The following is a 19,189-nucleotide window of genomic DNA, read 5'->3' as shown; positions in this document are numbered from 1 at the left end:
TGAGACTGCCTGTGACGGGAAAGCTGACGGGGTGAAATGTTTGAAATCCTGACAACTGATCAGATGTATGACGCCGATCGCCTCACGATTGAAGGCGGGGTTTCTGGCAACATTTTGATGCAAAATGCCGGACGTGCGGTGTTTGAAGAAATTGTCCGTCATTGGTCGCCCCGATCTGTTTCGGTTTTATGTGGTCCGGGCAATAATGGCGGAGATGGCTTTGTTATCGCCAAATTGCTGCGCGATGAAGGTTGGTCGGTGCGGTTGGGTCTTTTGGGGGATATCGATGCGCTAAAAGGCGATGCCGCCCTTCATGCCGCGCGATGGGACGGTGCGACCGAACGTCTTTCTCCGGCCCTTGTTGTTGGGGCGGACCTCATTGTTGATTGTATCTTTGGCGCGGGGTTGGCGCGCGATATTACCGGGGATCTCGCAGAACTGATCGAAACGATCAATTCAAGCATGTGTGCGGTGGTCGCGGTTGATGTGCCGTCCGGTGTTGATGGCAATAGCGGCATGGTTCGGGGATGCGGGGTCAAGGCGGATCTGACAGTGACCTTTTGCCGGGCCAAGCCGGGGCATTATCTTTTGCCCGGTCGTTTGATGTGCGGCGAGCTTTCCGTACGCGATATCGGAATTTCGGATAAGATAATTTCTGAAATCCGCCCGACCTGCTGGCGCAATGATCCGGTTTTGTGGCGCGCAGGCATTCATTGGCCCGGTCTTGATGGGCATAAATATCATCGTGGACATTTACTGGCCTTTGGCGGGGGCAGTATGACCGGTGCGACCCGGTTGGTGGCACGTGCGGCACGAAGGTCTGGTGTCGGACTGTTGACCATTGTGTCTGACCCGGCGGCGTTGCCGTTTTATGCCGCGGATGCGCCGGGCAACATGACAGCCCCGATTGGCATGCTTGATGCCTTGCTTAAAGATTGTAGGCACAATGCCTTTGTTATTGGACCGGGATATGGCGTTGGCGACGGCACCAAAAGCCTTGTGATACAGCTTTTACATCTTTGCCGCGCGACGGTTCTGGATGCGGATGCGCTAACAAGTTTCTCCGAAGATCCGTCGACATTATGTTTTGCCATTCAGGGCCCAACAGTTTTAACCCCGCATGAGGGCGAGTTTTCCCGTCTGTTTCCTGATATTGAAGGCGATAAACTATGTCGTGCCCTTGCTGCGGCAAAGCGTAGCGGTGCGACTGTCCTGATTAAAGGGGCGGATACGGTCATTGCTGCCCCGGATGGCCGGGCCGCGATCAGTGCGATGGAAGCACCATGGCTGGCAACTGCCGGATCGGGTGATGTATTGGCCGGAATTATTGGCGGGCTGATGGCACAGGGCATGGAAATGTTTGATGCAGCCTGCATGGGTGTCTGGTTGCATGCCCGATGCGGTACCGATATCGGGCCGGGACTGATCGCCGAAGACATACCCGACCATCTGCCTGAGATCTTGCGCGAATTGTGGTTGGCATCGCGTAAAAAGGGGTAGGCGGGGTGCCTGTTACCGGTGCTGGTTTGTACCGTTCTATCTAACAGTTATCTGCCTTCTCCGATTCCGGATTTGCAAAGCTGGATGGATCGATTGACTGGCGTGGTGGTGCAGAATGTCGAAATCAGCGCGCCAAACGCATTGAAAAGGGCTGAAATCTGTCATCCAGTATGGTGGTGGACCGTGTTTTTGAACTGTCGATGATCAAAAAAATCGAAAAAACGATGTCGGGTAAGGCGAAATTGCGACATCAAACACCTTAAAGCGCTTGTTACGTTGGGTTTTAGATCGCCTGAAAATCCCGGAACAGTCCCGGTTTTTCTGCGTTGAGGCAGTTAATTTCACGAAGATTGCGTTTGACGAAAAGGCGATGCTTGCATGAGGTGATCGAAGTTTGTATTAAGGCGCACTCATTTCGGTCCAACCGGAATGATTTGTGTGCTTGTGTGCGGGCGTGGCGGAATTGGTAGACGCGCCAGGTTTAGGTCCTGGTGTCGCAAGACGTGGGGGTTCGAGTCCCTTCGCCCGTACCACTTGCAGGCTGATAATTAGATCAGGTTACATATTCGTTTAGTCATTTTGACTTTCTGACGTCCGGACTGCGTCGCGTAACGGACATTATTCGAACCAAGCAAAAGAGTTATCTATGCAGGTTACTGAAACCAAAAACGAAGGCCTGGCGCGCGAGTTCAAAGTCGTTGTGCCCGCCGCTCAGATTGAAGAAAAAGTCGTCGCCAAACTTGACGAGATCAAAGATCAGGTTCGCCTGCCGGGCTTCCGTCCGGGCAAGGTTCCGGCGAAACTGCTGCGTCAGCGTTACGGCCAGTCCGTCATGGGTGAAGTTCTTGAAGCCGCTGTAAATGAAAACACCGGTAAAGTTCTTTCCGACAACGATCTGCGCCCGGCTGTTCAGCCAAAAATCGAAGTAACCAAATTCGATGAAGGCGGGGACCTTGAGTTCGACATCGCTGTTGAAGTCATCCCGACAATCGAAGCAATGGACTTCAAAAAGCTGAAGCTGACCCGTGAAGTTGTTGAGCTTGACGACACAAAGGTAAATGAAACCCTCGAGCGCATTGCTGCTGCTCAGGGCACGACTGCACCTTTGGCACGCAAGCGTAAGTCGAAAACCGGCGACGTTGTTGTCATCGACTTCCTCGGCAAAATCGGTGGTGAAGCCTTTGAAGGTGGTAAAGCTGAAGATTACGAACTCGAACTTGGTTCAAGCTCGTTCATCGAAGGTTTTGAAGACCAGCTGACCGGTACCAACGTTGGTGACGAACTCGTCGTCAAAGTTAAATTCCCGGAAGAGTATGGCGCGGCTGAACTTGCAGGCAAAGATGCCGAGTTCGACGTAACCGTCAAGGAAATCAAAGAAAAGAAACCGGCTGAGCTGGATGATGAACTGGCCAAGAAACTTGGTCAGGAAAGCTTCGAAGCGCTCAAAGACGCAATCCGCAAGGATTTCGGCCGCGAGTACGAATCGGTTTCCCGTCAGAAAATGAAGCGCGAACTGCTTGATGCACTGGCTGAAAACCACAGCTTCGAATTGCCGACCTCTTTGGTCGAAAACGAACTGCAGGGCATCATTGGCCAGATCAAACAGGCCCGTGAAGCTGGACAGGAAGATGACGAAACCAAAGGCAAGTCCGAAGAAGAACTGACCGAAGAGTTCCGCGAAATCGCAGAACGCCGCGTTCTTCTTGGTCTTCTGTTGGCAGAAGTTGGCCGTGCAAACGACATCCAGGTTACCCAGGAAGACGTGAACAAGGTCCTTGTTGCCGAAGCTCAGAAGTATCCGGGTCAGGAACAGCAGGTTATTGAATTCTATAAAAATAACCCGCAGGCCTTGCAGGCTCTTCAGGGCCCTGTATATGAAGACAAGGTCGTGGACTACATCGTCGAACTTGCCAAGGTTGAAGAAAAGACCGTTTCGGTCGAAGATCTTCTGAAGCCTGAAGAGGAAGACGAAGCTCCGAAGAAGAAATCGGCTGCCAAGAAAGCACCGGCGAAAAAGGACGCAGAAAAAAAAGGCTCCGGCCAAGAAAGCTGCTGCCAAGAAGCCGGCTGCGAAGAAAAAAGCAGCTGACAAATCCGAAGAGAAGTAATCCACAGCCGGACACGGTTTAGGATAATGCAGGGAGATTGCAGTTGATGATTAGAGAACAGATGAACTCGCTCGTGCCGATGGTGGTTGAACAGACCAGCCGTGGTGAGCGTGCCTATGACATCTTTTCGCGTTTGCTTAAAGAACGTATCGTTTTCATCAATGGTCAGGTCCATGACGGCATGTCGTCGCTGATCTGTGCGCAACTTCTGCATCTCGAATCGGAAAATCCGGATAAGGACATTTCGCTTTATATCAATTCTCCGGGCGGTGTTGTGACCTCGGGTCTCGCCATCTATGACACCATGCAATACATCCGTTGTGATGTGTCGACGGTGTGCATGGGGCAGGCGGCATCTATGGGCTCGCTTCTTCTGATGGCCGGTGCAAAAGGTAAGCGTTACTGCCTGCCGAATGCACGCGTGATGATCCATCAGCCGTCAGGCGGCTTCCAGGGGCAGGCATCGGATATCGAAATCCATGCCCGCGAAATTCTGGCACTGCGCCAACGTCTTAACGAGATCTATGTCGAACATACCGGCCGTGATCTCAAGACGATCGAAGATGCGATGGAGCGTGATAACTTCCTCACCCCTGATCAGGCCAAAGAATTCGGTTTGATCGACGAGGTGGTGACGTCGCGTCCGAAAACGGACAGCGATGCAAAGAAAGACTGATTGTGTGATCACGATCGGTGAAAACGCCCCGGTAAAACGCCGGGGCGTTTTTTTATGACTTGCCTCATGGCAGTTTTAAGTCATAGACAAGAGGGTGACTGGGTTTTTTGGTTCTGTTTGGAACTTGCGACGCATTCATACGTTTGGATGATTATAGCAAGGGGTTTCGCAACCGTAGTTGCAGTCCCATATCAAACATATAGCCAAATGGCCGAAAAGCGCAGATTAAACGTTGAGATCGGTATCGTTTACCGGCTAACATGGCGATAAAAGATAACGTCAAACGTAATTGGGGTTTGTATGAGCAAATCGAATAGCGGGGACTCCAAGAACACTCTGTACTGTTCTTTCTGTGGAAAGAGCCAGCACGAGGTTCGCAAGCTCATCGCCGGTCCAACCGTATTCATCTGTGATGAATGCGTAGAGCTTTGCATGGACATCATCCGCGAAGAGCACAAAACCCATCTCGTCAAATCGGCTGACGGGGTGCCTTCTCCGCAAGAGATTTGCAAGGTCCTTGATGACTATGTCATCGGTCAGGGCCATGCGAAGAAAGTTCTCTCTGTCGCGGTTCACAACCATTACAAACGCCTGAATCACGCCAGCAAGAACGAAGATATCGAGCTGGCGAAGTCAAACATCATGCTGGTTGGTCCGACCGGTTGCGGTAAAACGCTTCTGGCCCAGACACTGGCACGTATTCTTGATGTTCCGTTCACCATGGCAGATGCCACGACACTGACCGAAGCCGGTTATGTCGGTGAGGACGTCGAGAACATCATTCTGAAGTTGCTGCAGGCGGCCGACTACAATGTCGAACGTGCCCAGCGCGGCATCGTCTATATTGACGAAGTCGACAAGATTTCGCGTAAATCGGACAATCCGTCGATTACGCGCGATGTCTCGGGCGAGGGCGTGCAGCAGGCATTGCTCAAGATCATGGAAGGTACTGTTGCTTCCGTACCGCCGCAAGGTGGTCGTAAACATCCGCAACAGGAATTCCTGCAGGTCGACACCACCAACATCTTGTTCATCGTAGGCGGCGCTTTTGCGGGCCTGGACAAGGTGATTTCTCAGCGTGGCAAGGGCAGCGCAATCGGCTTTGGTGCCGATGTTCGTAGCTCCGAAGAACGCCGGACAGGTGAAGTTCTGCGTGAAGTCGAACCTGAAGATCTTCTGAAATTCGGTCTTATTCCGGAATTCATTGGTCGTCTGCCGGTTCTGGCAACGCTTGAAGATCTTGACAGTGACGCTTTGGTCAAAATCCTGACCGAGCCGAAAAATGCACTGATCAAGCAGTATCAGCGTCTGTTCGATATGGACGATGTGAAGCTTAGTTTCCAGACTGAGGCGCTGCAGGGTATTGCGGACAAGGCAATTGAACGCAAGACCGGTGCACGTGGGCTGCGCTCGATCATGGAGGGCATTTTGCTTGATACCATGTTCGATTTGCCGACCATGGAAAGTGTCGAAGAAATCGTCATCAATAGTGATGTTGTTGCAGGAAAGGCGAAACCCTTGCTGATCCATGCTGAACGTCATGAAGGCGTTGAGAATACTGCCTGATAGTAATTCCCGCACCGGCAACTATTGCGGTGCGGGAATTTCAGATTATCTATCAAATGTTCGCGTTACTGGCGGGGCCTATGGCAGGACCCCAGCAACGTTTTGGCTCAGATTAGGGAATAGAACATAATGGTCGAATTGGCGCGTGGCGAAATATACCCGGTGCTGCCGTTGCGTGACATTGTCGTGTTCCCGCACATGATTGTTCCGCTGTTTGTCGGACGTGAGAAATCGGTGCGTGCACTCGAAGATGTGATGCGCGAAGACAAGCAGATATTGCTTGTTACCCAGAAAGACGCCGGTCTTGATGATCCGGCTGTCGAAGATCTTTATGAAGTTGGTACTGTCGCAACTGTTTTGCAGCTTCTTAAGTTGCCGGACGGAACTGTTAAGGTATTGGTTGAAGGCGGAAAACGTGCCGAAATTACCGGCTATGTTGATAATCCGAATTTCTTCCAGGCCTATGGTGCTGTGCGCGAAGACGCTGAAGAAGATGACAGCGAACTCGAAGCACTGGCCCGTTCTGTGGTCACACAGTTCGAACAGTACATCAAGCTGAACAAAAAGATTCCGCCAGAAGTTCTGGTATCGGTTAATCAGATTGAAGAACCGGCCAAGCTTGCCGACACGGTTGCATCGCACCTGTCACTTAAAATCTCCGAAAAACAGCAATTGCTGGAAACGGTACTTGTCGGTGACCGTCTGGAACGTATTTTCGGATTCATGGAATCTGAAATTGGCGTGTTGCAGGTTGAAAAGAAAATCCGCAACCGCGTTAAACGCCAGATGGAGAAAACCCAGCGCGAGTACTATTTGAATGAGCAACTTAAAGCCATTCAGAAAGAACTGGGCGAGGGTGAAGACGGCAAGGATGAAGCTTCTGAACTTGAAGAGAAGCTGAACAAAGCCAAAATGCCGAAAGAGGCAAAGGAAAAGGCACAGGCCGAACTCAAAAAACTGCGCAATATGAGCCCGATGTCGGCGGAAGCCACCGTGGTGCGCAACTATCTTGACTGGATGGTGTCTATTCCGTGGAACAAGCGTTCGCGGGTTTCGCACGACCTGAAAAAGGCCAAGAAAATTCTTGATAAAGAACATTTCGGTCTGGAAAAGGTCAAAGAACGCATCCTTGAATATTTAGCTGTTCAGGCGCGGACCAAAAAAGTCAAAGGCCCGATCCTTTGTCTTGTTGGTCCTCCCGGTGTCGGTAAAACGTCGCTTGGTAAATCGATGGCCAATGCAACGGGGCGTAGCTTTGTGCGTATGTCACTTGGTGGTGTACGTGATGAGTCTGAAATTCGCGGTCACCGTCGGACCTATATCGGTTCCATGCCGGGCAAAATTGTCCAAGGCATGAAAAAAGCGAAATATTCCAACCCGCTGTTCCTTCTCGACGAGATCGAAAAAATGGGTTCGGATTTCCGCGGTGATCCGGCATCGGCCCTGCTTGAGGTGCTTGATCCGGAACAGAATTCGACCTTTAACGATCATTATCTGGAAGTCGATTACGACCTTTCAGACGTCATGTTCGTGACGACGGCAAACTCGCTTCGTATGCAGCAGCCGCTATTGGATCGTATGGAGGTCATTCGTCTTTCGGGTTACACCGAAGATGAAAAGGTCGAAATCGCCAAGCGCCACCTGATTCCGAAACAGGTCAAAGATAACGGCCTGCGGAAAGATGAATGGAGCATCTCTGACGATGCGCTGCGTGATCTTATCCGCTATTACACCCGCGAAGCAGGCGTGCGTAGCCTGGAACGTGAACTTGCCCGTCTTGCCCGTAAAGCGACAAAACGGATCATGCTGGAAAGCATCAAGTCGGTTCGGGTTACCCCGCGGACACTTGGTAAATATGCCGGTATCCGTAAGTTCCGCTATGGCGAGACCGAGGGTGAAGATCAGGTTGGTGTTGTGACCGGCCTTGCCTATACCGAATTTGGCGGTGATCTGTTGCAGATTGAATCTGTGACGGTTCCGGGCAAAGGCAACATGAAAACCACAGGTAAACTCGGTGAAGTCATGACCGAATCAATTCAGGCGGCGACATCGTTTGTGCGTTCGCGTGCGGTTGATTTTGGGATCAAGCCGACCTTGTTCCAGAAACGTGACATCCACGTTCACGTCCCGGAAGGCGCAACACCAAAAGACGGTCCGTCGGCAGGTGTTGGCATGGTGACGTCGGTTGTCTCTGTTCTGACCGGAAATCCGGTTCGCAAGGATGTGGCAATGACCGGCGAAGTTACGCTGCGTGGCCGTGTGCTTGCGATTGGTGGTTTGAAAGAAAAGCTGTTGGCTGCATTGCGCGGCGGGGTGAAAACCGTATTGATCCCGCAGGAGAACGAAAAGGATCTCGAAGAGATTCCCGATAACGTCAAACGGGGCATGGTGATCATTCCTGTGTCGCATGTTGACGAAGTTCTCAGCCATGCTTTGGTCAATCCGCTTGTGCCGATCGAATGGGAAGAGGGCGATGATGATGTCAGCGTCAAATCCAGCGACGGCGAAGAATCGGATATCGGCGGTGTGACGACTCACTAAAACCCGTCACAACCGGCAGAAATCAAGGGGAGCGACCATGTCGCTCCCCTTTTTCTGTGGATAACTTTGCCCAAGAATCGGCAAAGGAGCATGTCGGAGTTGGTGTAAAGCGTAAAAAATGGAAAAAAACGTCAAAAACCGCAGAAAACTGCGAGTGTCGCATTGACGAGTTGTTTGATACCCGCTTACACTGCCCATGCAACAGGTTTGGGGCAAACCAAATTTCCTCATAACTCCGAACGTCCAAACAAGGGGGCCAGGAAGTGAATAAAAACGATCTCGTTGGAAGTGTAGCTGCTAAAGCTGATCTGTCCAAAGCTGACGCTGCTAAAGCGGTTGACGCTGTTTTCGATTCCATCACCGATTCTTTGAAATCCGGCGACGAAGTTCGTCTGGTTGGTTTCGGTACCTTCGCTGTCGCTGCTCGCGCTGCTTCAAAAGGTCGCAACCCGCGCACCGGTGAAGAAATCGACATCCCGGCATCGAAACAGCCAAAGTTCAAGGCTGGTAAAGGCCTCAAGGACGCCGTCAACTAAGTTTGACATCGTTCTTCGAAAAAATGCCGGTGACAAGCGTCACCGGCATTGCTTTTTGTAGAAAGCGTGTTATCTTCCGCCCGCTTCCGCAGAATGAAGCACGAAATTACGGGTGATTAGCTCAGCTGGTTAGAGCATCTCGTTTACACCGAGAGGGTCGGGAGTTCGAATCTCTCATCACCCACCATGATAAAGGCAGCCCTAAAGGCTGCCTTTTTTCATTTTTGACTTCATTCCGAATCAAATCGGCTTTGCCGATGAAATATCTGGTTTTTCTTTGGCGATGTAAATCGTCCTAAAAATGCCAAATCATCCTGGAATTTGGCGGGTTTAGGTTGACCAGATGCCGATGATAAATAGCCCAGAAATAGAAGTTACATTTTTATGCAAAGTGGGGATTGCTTTTTGTAAAAAGCATGGTAAGTTCCGCCCGCTTCCGCAATACAGCGTGCGGAAATAAAGGGTGATTAGCTCAGCTGGTTAGAGCATCTCGTTTACACCGAGAGGGTCGGGAGTTCGAATCTCTCATCACCCACCACGATTAAGGCAGCCCTAAAGGCTGCCTTTTTCTTTGCCTGATTTTCCATCGCCAATTACATCAATATCGATCCGGAATGCGCCTGAAGTGATCTGTGCTTGTGCGCCGCACCATCGGGCGCTGTAGAGCCGTTGTTACAGCTCTCCCTTGTGTCCTGACAAATTCGCTTTGTTGTCTCTGAGCAGCTTTTAACGGGCTTAAATAGGCATTCTGGCGTTTCCTTACCCGCGCTGCGGGATGGTCAATCTTCAGGTTCAACCAAGTGACTTAACGCGATTCCTCAGCACGGTTTTGATCCATAATGGGTAACTACCTGTAAAAGTTGACGCTTGGGTGTCTGACGGGCACTGTTGCATGAACGGTCACGAGAATCGGAACCCTGACATGACTATTCTGAGATCAGAACTTTCTTCGAACGATATCGTGCGATTGGCAGGTATCGGGCGCAAGTATGTCGGGGAAGGGGCCGTAGGCCGGATAAAACGGCTGCTGATCGCGTTAATGTTGCCAATACTCCTGACCAGTTGCTATCTGCCAGAATCCTTTACCATTGACCTGTCGATGGAGCGGAATGGCGATTATCGGCTAAGCTATCGCGGACTGCTTGTTCAGCCCAATATTACCCAAGGTTTGCTTGATGGCAGCCTGGATGCGACTGCAGAAAAGGAAAGGGTCGCAATTGTCTTGGCCGATCTCAAGCGAGATTCGGGTATAAAACAGATAAGCTACACCAGCCGGGGCGTTTTCAATGTGGTTTACGAAAAACGCGGCAACATCATGCGCGAAAAAAGCTTCGTCTTTGTGCGCCGTAATTCGCGCATACTGGAAATGTTCTTCCATAAAGATCGAAACACCGTCGAAATCAGGGGTGGTTTCGTTCCTGACCAGTATCAGGATCGTCTGGATGCCCTTGGCTATCAAATGATCGGAAAAATCGAGTTGCGCACCACAGCGGGCATTCGCAGTCACAATGCTGCCGAGTTCAAGGAAATCGGTGGGCAGAACCGTCTGCGCTGGGAAATCAAATCGATTAGTGACCCCGTGCCAAACGTTATTATCGGCTAGGTTCTACCGGACACCTCATATGCCCAGTGTAAAGTTAACAGAAGACTCGGCGTGATGGGCTTTGTGCTGCCTATAGGGCAGGGGGCATTGGGGCCCGCGCAGATAATTTCTTTTGCGTGACGGCACGAAAAAAGGGACGGCAATAAAGCGGTCCCTTGATCCATATGTGCTGCGGTGCACATGCATGATGTTTGTACCGATTGCTTTGCTTAGAAGACCATTTCGTCTTCGCCGCTGCCTTCGGAAATAACGATCTGGCCCTGTGCTGCCAGTTCTTTGGCCAGTTGAACAATCATCATTTGCGATTCTTCGACGTCTGACAAGCGGACTGGGCCAAGGGCGTCCATATCTTCCTTCATCATCTTGCCGGCACGCTCGGACATGTTCTTGAAGAACAGGTCGCGCATCTGATCGGTGGACCCTTTGAGGGCGAGGGCAAGTTTGTCTTTTTCGACCTGACGCAGAAGGGTCTGAACACCGTTATTGTCAAGGCGTGCAAGGTCTTCGAAGGTGAACATAAGGGCTTTGATTTTCTCAGCCGAGTCACGGTTACGTTCTTCAAGTGCCGTAAGGAACCGGTCCTGACTTTGGCGGTCCAGGCTATTGAAGATATCCGCCATAAGTTCGTGATTGTCGCCGCGCGAGCCCCGCGCAAGGTTCGACATGAACTCGGTCCGCAATGTCTTTTCGATGTTATCAAGAACTTCTTTCTGCACCGCCTCCATGCGCAACATACGCATGATAACTTCCATCGAGAAGTTTTCCGGCAGGAGTGAAAGAACCGACGCAGAATGGCCGGGTTTCAGTTTGGAAAGAACAACACCAACGGTCTGCGGATATTCGTTTTTCAGATAGTTCGCCAGAACGGCTTCGTTCACGTTGTTCAGTTTGTCCTACATGGTACGACCCGCAGGGCCGCGGATTTCTTCCATGATGCCGTTAACACGGTCTTCGGTAAGGACTTTGGACAGAAGGCGTTCGGTGGTGTCAAACGAACCAACAAGGGAACCGGTCGAAGAAAGCTGATCGGCAAATTCGACAAACAATCGTTCGACGATGTTGGAACTGATCGTGCCAAGGCCAGCCATGCACTGGGAAATCTCTTTGATTTCCTCGTCATCCATCATGCTGAACATTTTGGTCGCGTGCTCTTCCCCAAGAGCAAGCATGAGAATCGCTGCCTTCTCAGGTCCGGCCAGTGATCTGTATTCTTCTTTAACGCGCCCCACGGGTGGTCTTCTCCGTCGTAATGACTCTGTCTCGCATTGGCACCTGAATGCGCAAACTTCCCTCTATCGCACCGTAAGATAGGAGGAATTTGTCAACAATTCTATAAAAGCCGACGCGCCTTTGCAAAGCCCTACACGTATAGGCGGTCGAAAATGTACAGAAAGGGTTAATTCAGTACAAATTCTGACCGAAATTGCATTTCAGAAGGTGATGATCGTCCGTGCAATTGTCGAAAGGGTTGAAAACACTGCTAGCTGCTTGACTTGGTTTAGGGGGTGGTCTAACAAAGGCCCGCCGATTGATGGTCATTTTGCGGGCGTAGCTCAGTTGGTTAGAGCGCCGGCCTGTCACGCCGGAGGCCGCGAGTTCAAGTCTCGTCGCTCGCGCCATGACCCATCAAATGTTGTCTTATGTCGGGCGTTTCGTCTTTTCCGCGATCGCCTTTTCATGTGTTGCTTTTGCAGCTTCGCACGATTTGGTCTTGATCATCTCGACGTTCAGCCCGATATCCGACGATAGTAAACGGTAAAAAGATTAGAAAGTTTCCGGTCTTAGAGCATCTTAAACCTGCTTGAGGGCTGGAACTTGTGCGGTGCATACGTTATGGTGCGCCGTAATGGGCCAGGTGGGGACCTGGTCGGGTCAGAAGGCCTGTTCTTGAGAGGTCAGAGAGATGCAAGAGCTTCTTTCGGAATATCTTCCGATCCTGGTGTTCATCGGGATCGCCGTCGTCTTGTCGGCGGTAATCGTCATCGCGTCACTGGTTCTTGCCAAGCAGGCACCGGATGTTGAAAAGCTATCCGCATATGAGTGCGGTTTTGCGCCGTTCGAGGACGCGCGCATCAAATTCGATGTTCGGTTCTATCTGGTTGCAATCTTGTTCATTATTTTCGATCTCGAAGTCGCCTTCCTGTTCCCTTGGGCTGTTACCCTTGGCGATATCGGAACGTTCGGCTTTGTATCGATGGTGATCTTCCTGGCTGTTCTGACGGTCGGATTTATCTATGAATGGAAGAAGGGAGCTTTGGAATGGGAGTGAGCACCAATACAGGCGCACCCCTGGCACCCGGTACGGATCAGGATACCCTGCTTAAAGGCGTGTTTGACGAGATGAACGACAAGGGCTTTGTCCTTGCCAATCTCGATAAACTCGCCAGCTGGGCAAGCTCTGGTTCGATGTGGCCAATGACCTTTGGTCTGGCCTGCTGTGCTGTTGAGATGATGCATTCGGCTGCGTCGCGTTATGACCTTGACCGTTATGGTCTGGTCTTCCGCCCAAGCCCGCGTCAGTCAGACGTTATGATCGTTGCTGGTACACTGACCAACAAAATGGCCCCGGCACTGCGTAAGGTCTATGACCAGATGGCAGAACCGCGCTGGGTTATTTCGATGGGCTCGTGCGCCAATGGCGGCGGTTACTATCATTATTCCTATTCGGTGGTTCGCGGTTGTGACCGTGTCGTCCCGGTTGACGTTTATGTTCCGGGGTGCCCGCCGACAGCCGAAGCGCTGATTTACGGCGTGATGCAGTTGCAAAAGAAAATCCGCCGAACTGGTGTTCTGACACGCTGATCCGTAATAGGGGGCTTGCATGAGCGAACTGCTCAGCGATAACAGCGCCGCATTGAATGATCTTAAAGATCTTGTGGTGTCCCAGCTTGCGAACGAAATTCTCGAAAGCGAGATTCGTTACGGTGAGCTGACCATCGTCGCCAAGCGCGATGATATTCTAAAAGTTCTGACGTTCCTTCGGGACGATACCGGCTGCTTATTCAAGCAGCTTATCGATGTTTGTGGTGCCGATTATCCGGAACGTGTAGAACGTTTTGATGTCGTGTATCACCTGTTGTCGCTCAAACATAACCTGCGCATTCGTGTGAAGGTCCGCACCGACGAAGAAACACCGGTACAAAGCTGTGTTCCGCTTTTCAGCGCCGCCAACTGGTTCGAGCGCGAAGCATGGGATATGTACGGTATCTTCTTTGCTGATCATCCAGATCCCCGCCGTATCCTGACCGACTATGGTTTTGAAGGTCATCCGCTGCGTAAGGATTTCCCGCTGACCGGTTATGTCGAAGTTCGTTATGACGATGAGCAAAAGCGCGTTGTCTACGAGCCGGTGAAACTGGTTCAGGATTTCCGCAATTTCGATTTCGAAAGCCCATGGGAAGGCATCCAGCATGTTCTTCCGGGTGATGAAAAGGCGGAGGGCAAAGCCTGATGTCCGAACAAAAAATTAAAAATATGACCATGAACTTCGGCCCGCAGCACCCTGCGGCGCACGGGGTTTTGCGTTTGGTTCTGGAAATGGACGGCGAAGTTGTCGAACGTTCCGACCCGCATATTGGTCTTTTGCATCGTGGTACGGAAAAGCTGATCGAATATAAGACCTATATTCAGGCAACGCCGTATTTCGACCGTCTTGATTATGTTGCGCCGATGAACCAGGAGCATGCTTATTGCCTGGCCATCGAAAAGCTGATGGGTATCGAAGTGCCCAAGCGTGCGCAGTATATCCGTGTTCTGTATGCGGAAATCGGTCGTATCCTGAACCACATCTTGAACTTGACCGCGTTCGCACTGGACGTTGGCGCGATGACCCCGCTTCTGTGGGGCTTCGAAGAACGTGAAAAGCTCATGGAATTCTATGAGCGCGCCTGTGGTGCCCGTCTTCACGCCAACTATTTCCGTCCGGGCGGTGTTGCTGCTGATCTTCCGGCAGGTCTTCTTGAAGACATTGACGCGTGGGCAGATCAATACGACATCTTCATGAATGACTTTGATCGCGTTCTGGTCGGCAACCGTATCTTTAAACAGCGTACGGTCGATATCGGAACTGTGACGGCGGAAGAGGCCCTTGATTGGGGCTTTACCGGTCCGAACATTCGTGCATCGGGTCTGGCATGGGATCTGCGTAAATCGCAGCCCTATGATTCGTATGAAGAATTCGACTTCGACATTCCTGTCGGCAAGAACGGCGATTGCTATGATCGCTTCCTTGTTCGCTTTGAAGAGATGTGGCAGTCACTGAAAATCATCAAGCAGGCCATCAAAAACATGCCTGATGGTCCTGTTATTGTTGAAAATAACAAGGTGGCTCCACCGTCGCGCGCCGAAATGAAGCGTTCGATGGAAGCACTTATCCATCACTTCAAACTCTTTACCGAAGGATTCCACGTTCCGGCTGGCGAATGCTATGCCGCGGTCGAGGCTCCAAAGGGCGAGTTTGGTGTGTATCTTGTTTCGGATGGCTCGAACCGTCCGTATCGCTGCAAAATCCGCGCACCCGGGTTCCCGCACCTTCAGGCCATCGACTTTATGTCCAAAGGTCACATGTTGGCCGACGTCGTTGCCAATATCGGGTCGCTAGATATCGTTTTCGGTGAGATTGACCGATGAGCCATGTAAGAAGACCAGCTCCGAAAGAGCTTCAACCTGTCAGCTTTGCTTTCACTCCGGAATATATGGAAAAAGCAAAGAAGATCATCACCAAGTATCCGGAAGGCCGCCAGCAGAGCGCGGTCATGCCGTTGCTTGATCTGGCCCAGCGTCAGACCGAAGGTAACTGGGTTCCGACTGTCGCAATGGATTACATTGCCGACATGCTCGAAATGCCCGCCATTCGTGTCTATGAGGTCGCAACCTTCTATACGATGTATAATCTTGCCCCGGTTGGTAAGAACTTCATCCAGGTTTGCACCACGACGCCGTGTTGGCTTCGCGGTTCTGCTGATGTTGTCGAGACCTGCAAAAAGGAACTCGGCATCGGCATCGGCGAGACCACCGAAGATGGTCAGTTCACCATGATTGAAGTTGAATGCCTTGGTGCGTGTGTGAACGCGCCGATGATGCAGATCAACGACGATTTCTACGAAGACCTGACCGCCGATACGACCAAGGCAATCCTCGATACCTTGAAAAAAGGTGAGAAACCCAATGTTGGCCCGCAAAGCGGCCGCAAAGGGTGTGAGCCGATTGATGGTCCGAAGGTTCTGAAAGCGTTCTGTGGCTGCGGTGCAGCCCCGCAGGATGCCGATGCAAGCAAAGGGGACGCCTGATATGCTGCAGGATAAGGATCGTATCTTTACCAACCTGTACGGTTTTCAGGACTTCGGTCTTAAAGGTGCACAGGCACGTGGTAATTGGGACGGGACCAAGGGCCTGATCGAAAAAGGCCGCGACTGGATCATCGATGAAATGAAATCATCGGGGATGCGTGGTCGTGGGGGCGCAGGCTTCCCGACCGGCCTTAAATGGTCGTTCATGCCCAAAGAATCCGATGGTCGTCCGAGCTATCTTGTCGTCAATGCTGACGAAGGCGAACCGGGCACCTGTAAAGACCGCGAGATCATGCGTAATGATCCGCATACATTGATTGAAGGCTGCCTGCTGGCTGCTGTCGCGATGAATGCACATGCCGGATATATCTATATCCGCGGTGAGTTCTATCACGAAGCATCGAACCTGCAGATCGCGATTGATCAGGCCTACGAAGCCGGTTTCCTTGGCAAGAATGCCTGTGGTTCTGGCTGGGACTTTGACCTTTACGTCCATCTTGGGGCGGGTGCTTATATCTGTGGCGAAGAAACAGCCCTGATTGAAAGCCTTGAAGGTAAAAAAGGTCAGCCGCGCCTTAAGCCACCATTCCCGGCGAATGCCGGTTTGTATGGTTGCCCGACCACGGTCAACAATGTTGAAAGTATCGCAGCGGTTCCGACCATTCTGCGTCGTGGCGGCTCATGGTTCTCAAGCTTTGGCCGCGAGAACAACCACGGGACCAAGCTGTTTGCCATTTCCGGTCACGTTGAAAAGCCGTGCACCGTGGAAGAAGCAATGAGCATTCCGCTGCGTGAACTGATTGACAAGCATTGTGGCGGCGTTCGCGGCGGTTGGGACAACCTTCTGGCGGTTATTCCTGGCGGGTCTTCGGTTCCGTTGATGCCGAAAGATGTTTGCGACAACGTATTGATGGACTTTGATGGCCTGCGTGAAGTGGGGTCGGGTCTTGGTACGGCGGCCGTGATCGTCATGGACAAGTCTACGGACATTGTTTACGCGATCGCGCGTCTGTCGGAATTCTACAAACATGAAAGCTGTGGTCAGTGCACGCCGTGCCGTGAAGGTACGGGGTGGATGGCACGTATTATGTCGCGCATGGTTCGCGGTCAGGCCACGCTTGATGAAATTGATATGTTGTGGGATGTGACCAAACAGGTCGAAGGCCACACCATTTGTGCGCTTGGCGATGCAGCCGCATGGCCTATTCAGGGCCTTATCCGACATTTCCGTCCCGAAATGGAACGTCGGATCAAGGAATATCGCGCGCGGATCGCGGCCTGAGAGGGGCCTGTTGAGAGGGATTGAGACATGCCGAAACTAACAGTTGACGGTATAGAAGTTGAAGTAGAAGCCGGGGCGACTGTTCTACAGGCCTGTGAAGAGGCCGGTAAGGAAATCCCGCGTTTCTGCTATCACGAGCGCCTGTCAATCGCCGGTAACTGCCGTATGTGCCTGGTTGAAATGGAACGCGCGCCCAAGCCGGTCGCGTCCTGTGCCATGCCTGCTGCAGATGGAATGGTGATCAAAACGGATTCCCCGCTGGTGCATAAAGCACGCAGCGGCGTTATGGAATTCCTGCTGATCAACCACCCGCTAGATTGCCCGATCTGTGATCAGGGCGGTGAATGTGACCTACAGGACCAGGCAATGGCCTATGGGTGTGGTTCATCGCGCTACGCTGAGAAAAAGCGTGCGGTCAAAGACAAAGAACTTGGCCCGATCGTAAAAACGATCATGACGCGCTGCATTCACTGCACACGTTGCGTTCGTTTCTCCGAGGAAGTCGCAGGTGTCGGCACCATGGGTGCTGTCTATCGTGGCGAAGACACCGAGGTCGGACCGTATATCGAAGCATCGATCAACTCCGAACTTTCGGGGAACCTGATTGATCTTTGCCCGGTTGGCGCCTTGACGTCCAAACCGTATGCGTTCACCGCGCGACCGTGGGAATTGAAAAAGACCGATAGCGTCGATGTGATGGACGCAGTTGGGTCGAACATTCGTATTGATGCGCGTACCGGCGAAGTTCTTCGTGTGCTTCCGCGCACCAACGAAGACATCAACGAAGAATGGATTTCGGACAAAACCCGTTATGCCATTGATGGTCTGAAGCGTCAGCGTCTTGACCGTCCGTATGTTCGCGTGAATGGCAAACTTCAGCCTGCAAGCTGGGACGAAGCATTTGCCGCGATCAAGGCAAAGGTTTCTGGTCTTAAAGGCAAACAGATTGCCGCGATTGCCGGTGACACGGTTGATTGTGAATCCATGACCGCGCTGAAAGACCTGATGGGGAAACTTGGTTCGCCAAACCTTGATTGCCGTCAGGATGGCTCCAAAATTGGTGGCCCACGCGGTTCTTACATCTTCAACAGCACGATTTCGGGCATTGATGAAGCAGATGTCTGCTTGGTCGTTGGTGCGAATGTGCGTGCTGAAGCGCCGATCATTAATTCCCGCCTGCGTAAGCGCTGGCGTGCGACGGCTGGTGATTTCAAACTCGGGATCATTGGCGAGAAATGGGATCCGACCTTCAAGAACGATTATCTTGGTGCAGGCCCGGACACCCTTGCAGAAATTCTTGATGGCAAGAACGACTTCGCCAAGCTTCTCAAAGCGGCTGATAAACCGATGATCATTGTCGGCATGGGCGCTTTGAACCGTGAAGATGGCGATGCTGTTCTGGCCGCTACCCGTGCGATTGCCGAGAAATTCGGTATGGTTTCTGGTGAATGGAACGGCTTTAACGTTCTGCACACCGCCGCATCACGTGTCGGCGGCCTTGATCTGGGCTTCGTCCCGGGTGAGGGCGGTCTGGCAACCAACGACATTCTTGATGGCGCTGCAAAAGGCGATGTCAAAGTTGTCTATCTGTTGGGCGCTGATGAAGTCGACACCAGCAAACTGGAAAAGGCATTTGTCATTTACCAGGGTGCAATGGGCGATGCCGGCGCACAGGCCGCAGATGTCATTCTGCCGGGTGCTGCCTATACCGAAAAGAACGGGACTTACGTCAACACCGAAGGCCGTGCACAGCAGGGCTGGCGTGCGATCTTCCCGCTCGGTGATGCACGTGAAGACTGGACGATTGTTCGTGCACTTTCGGGCGCACTGGATATGACCCTGCCGTACGATAATATCGATGCTGTTCGCGCCCGCATGGTGGAAATCAGCCCGACCTTTGCGTCGCTGAATGTTCCATCCAAGGCCGAATGGACCGATTTCGGTAAAGAAGGTGACATGAAGCCGGAAGGCTTTGTATCGCCGGTTCGCAATTTCTATATGACCGACCCGATTAGCCGTGCATCGGTAACAATGGCCAAATGTACTGAGGCCTTTGTTAAAGAAGCGGCTGCCGAGAAGGTTGCCTGAG

General features: G+C 51.9%; 14 protein-coding genes, 4 tRNA genes and 1 pseudogene. 18 read left to right on the top strand and 1 reads right to left on the bottom strand.

Annotated features, from left to right (window positions below; all coding sequences use genetic code 11):
- Window positions 1-36: 36 nt before the first annotated feature.
- From ACQ0MK_RS08150 to ACQ0MK_RS08105, 10 genes are all read left to right on the top strand, one after another.
- A complete protein-coding gene (locus ACQ0MK_RS08150) occupies window positions 37-1,500 on the top strand; it encodes an NAD(P)H-hydrate dehydratase (RefSeq protein ID WP_430475577.1) in 1,464 nt (487 codons plus the stop codon).
- A 448-nt stretch (window positions 1,501-1,948) separates the two neighbouring features.
- Window positions 1,949-2,033 (top strand) — tRNA-Leu (locus tag ACQ0MK_RS08145).
- Between the two features lie 113 nt (window positions 2,034-2,146).
- Window positions 2,147-3,589 (top strand): trigger factor, encoded by a 1,443-nt coding sequence (tig, locus tag ACQ0MK_RS08140; RefSeq protein ID WP_430475576.1) that lies wholly within the window; start codon window positions 2,147-2,149, stop codon window positions 3,587-3,589.
- Between the two features lie 65 nt (window positions 3,590-3,654).
- Window positions 3,655-4,284, top strand: coding sequence for an ATP-dependent Clp endopeptidase proteolytic subunit ClpP (clpP, locus tag ACQ0MK_RS08135; RefSeq protein WP_350042334.1), 630 nt, complete (start codon window positions 3,655-3,657; stop codon window positions 4,282-4,284).
- Window positions 4,285-4,584: 300 nt separating this feature from the next.
- Window positions 4,585-5,850: an ATP-dependent Clp protease ATP-binding subunit ClpX gene (clpX, locus tag ACQ0MK_RS08130; RefSeq protein WP_430475575.1), complete on the top strand. Its 1,266-nt coding sequence runs from the start codon at window positions 4,585-4,587 to the stop codon at window positions 5,848-5,850.
- Window positions 5,851-5,979: 129 nt separating this feature from the next.
- Window positions 5,980-8,391, top strand: a complete 2,412-nt coding sequence (gene lon, locus ACQ0MK_RS08125; protein ID WP_430475574.1) for an endopeptidase La — start codon at window positions 5,980-5,982, stop codon at window positions 8,389-8,391.
- Between the two features lie 263 nt (window positions 8,392-8,654).
- Window positions 8,655-8,927, top strand: coding sequence for an HU family DNA-binding protein (locus tag ACQ0MK_RS08120; protein ID WP_008891813.1), 273 nt, complete (start codon window positions 8,655-8,657; stop codon window positions 8,925-8,927).
- Between the two features lie 110 nt (window positions 8,928-9,037).
- Window positions 9,038-9,114, top strand: a tRNA-Val gene (locus tag ACQ0MK_RS08115).
- Between the two features lie 274 nt (window positions 9,115-9,388).
- Window positions 9,389-9,465, top strand: a tRNA-Val gene (locus ACQ0MK_RS08110).
- Between the two features lie 384 nt (window positions 9,466-9,849).
- On the top strand, window positions 9,850-10,530 hold the full coding sequence (locus ACQ0MK_RS08105; RefSeq protein ID WP_430475573.1) for a hypothetical protein: 681 nt from the start codon (window positions 9,850-9,852) through the stop codon (window positions 10,528-10,530).
- Between the two features lie 209 nt (window positions 10,531-10,739).
- Here ACQ0MK_RS08105 and fliG read toward each other — a convergent pair.
- Window positions 10,740-11,759: pseudogene (fliG, locus tag ACQ0MK_RS08100) on the bottom strand (flagellar motor switch protein FliG).
- 313 nt (window positions 11,760-12,072) lie between these two features.
- Here fliG and ACQ0MK_RS08095 point away from each other — a divergent pair.
- The 8 genes from ACQ0MK_RS08095 (at window position 12,073) to nuoG (ending at window position 19,188) form a co-directional block, all read left to right on the top strand.
- A tRNA-Asp gene (locus ACQ0MK_RS08095) sits at window positions 12,073-12,149 on the top strand.
- Window positions 12,150-12,433: 284 nt separating this feature from the next.
- A complete protein-coding gene (locus ACQ0MK_RS08090; protein WP_350042339.1) occupies window positions 12,434-12,799 on the top strand; it encodes an NADH-quinone oxidoreductase subunit A in 366 nt (121 codons plus the stop codon).
- Window positions 12,790-13,332 carry a NuoB/complex I 20 kDa subunit family protein gene (locus ACQ0MK_RS08085; protein ID WP_350042340.1) on the top strand — a complete coding sequence of 181 codons (543 nt, stop codon included), beginning with the start codon at window positions 12,790-12,792 and terminating at the stop codon, window positions 13,330-13,332. Before ACQ0MK_RS08090 ends, ACQ0MK_RS08085 begins: the two co-directional genes overlap by 10 nt.
- Before the next feature lie 19 nt (window positions 13,333-13,351).
- Complete coding sequence (locus tag ACQ0MK_RS08080; protein WP_350042341.1) at window positions 13,352-13,981, top strand: NADH-quinone oxidoreductase subunit C; 630 nt, start codon at window positions 13,352-13,354, stop codon at window positions 13,979-13,981.
- Complete coding sequence (locus ACQ0MK_RS08075; protein WP_350045991.1) at window positions 13,981-15,159, top strand: NADH-quinone oxidoreductase subunit D; 1,179 nt, start codon at window positions 13,981-13,983, stop codon at window positions 15,157-15,159. Before ACQ0MK_RS08080 ends, ACQ0MK_RS08075 begins: the two co-directional genes overlap by 1 nt.
- Complete coding sequence (nuoE, locus tag ACQ0MK_RS08070; RefSeq protein ID WP_430475572.1) at window positions 15,156-15,818, top strand: NADH-quinone oxidoreductase subunit NuoE; 663 nt, start codon at window positions 15,156-15,158, stop codon at window positions 15,816-15,818. The genes ACQ0MK_RS08075 and nuoE overlap by 4 nt, the downstream gene beginning before the upstream one ends.
- Before the next feature lies 1 nt (window position 15,819).
- Window positions 15,820-17,100, top strand: coding sequence for an NADH-quinone oxidoreductase subunit NuoF (gene nuoF, locus ACQ0MK_RS08065; protein WP_350044194.1), 1,281 nt, complete (start codon window positions 15,820-15,822; stop codon window positions 17,098-17,100).
- 27 nt (window positions 17,101-17,127) lie between these two features.
- A complete protein-coding gene (nuoG, locus tag ACQ0MK_RS08060; protein WP_430475571.1) occupies window positions 17,128-19,188 on the top strand; it encodes an NADH-quinone oxidoreductase subunit NuoG in 2,061 nt (686 codons plus the stop codon).
- The last annotated feature ends 1 nt before the right edge of the window (window position 19,189 follow it).

Source organism: Thalassospira lucentensis (assembly GCF_050516545.1).
In the GTDB taxonomy this organism is placed as follows: domain Bacteria; phylum Pseudomonadota; class Alphaproteobacteria; order Rhodospirillales; family Thalassospiraceae; genus Thalassospira; species Thalassospira lucentensis_C.
The sequence above is the reverse complement of the archived record's forward strand: the minus strand, read 5'-3'. Positions and strand labels throughout refer to the sequence as shown.

Excerpts from the sequence above, each read along its gene's own strand:
- ACQ0MK_RS08085 (WP_350042340.1), top strand. The coding sequence starts at position 12,790 with ATGGGAGTGAGCACCAATACAGGCGCACCCCTGGCACCCGGTACGGAT.
- ACQ0MK_RS08080 (WP_350042341.1), top strand. The coding sequence starts at position 13,352 with ATGAGCGAACTGCTCAGCGATAACAGCGCCGCATTGAATGATCTTAAA.
- clpX (WP_430475575.1), top strand. The coding sequence starts at position 4,585 with ATGAGCAAATCGAATAGCGGGGACTCCAAGAACACTCTGTACTGTTCT.
- nuoE (WP_430475572.1), top strand. The coding sequence starts at position 15,156 with ATGAGCCATGTAAGAAGACCAGCTCCGAAAGAGCTTCAACCTGTCAGC.
- clpP (WP_350042334.1), top strand. The coding sequence starts at position 3,655 with ATGATTAGAGAACAGATGAACTCGCTCGTGCCGATGGTGGTTGAACAG.
- nuoF (WP_350044194.1), top strand. The coding sequence starts at position 15,820 with ATGCTGCAGGATAAGGATCGTATCTTTACCAACCTGTACGGTTTTCAG.
- tig (WP_430475576.1), top strand. The coding sequence starts at position 2,147 with ATGCAGGTTACTGAAACCAAAAACGAAGGCCTGGCGCGCGAGTTCAAA.
- nuoG (WP_430475571.1), top strand. The coding sequence starts at position 17,128 with ATGCCGAAACTAACAGTTGACGGTATAGAAGTTGAAGTAGAAGCCGGG.
- ACQ0MK_RS08090 (WP_350042339.1), top strand. The coding sequence starts at position 12,434 with ATGCAAGAGCTTCTTTCGGAATATCTTCCGATCCTGGTGTTCATCGGG.
- ACQ0MK_RS08105 (WP_430475573.1), top strand. The coding sequence starts at position 9,850 with ATGACTATTCTGAGATCAGAACTTTCTTCGAACGATATCGTGCGATTG.
- ACQ0MK_RS08075 (WP_350045991.1), top strand. The coding sequence starts at position 13,981 with ATGTCCGAACAAAAAATTAAAAATATGACCATGAACTTCGGCCCGCAG.
- lon (WP_430475574.1), top strand. The coding sequence starts at position 5,980 with ATGGTCGAATTGGCGCGTGGCGAAATATACCCGGTGCTGCCGTTGCGT.
- ACQ0MK_RS08150 (WP_430475577.1), top strand. The coding sequence starts at position 37 with ATGTTTGAAATCCTGACAACTGATCAGATGTATGACGCCGATCGCCTC.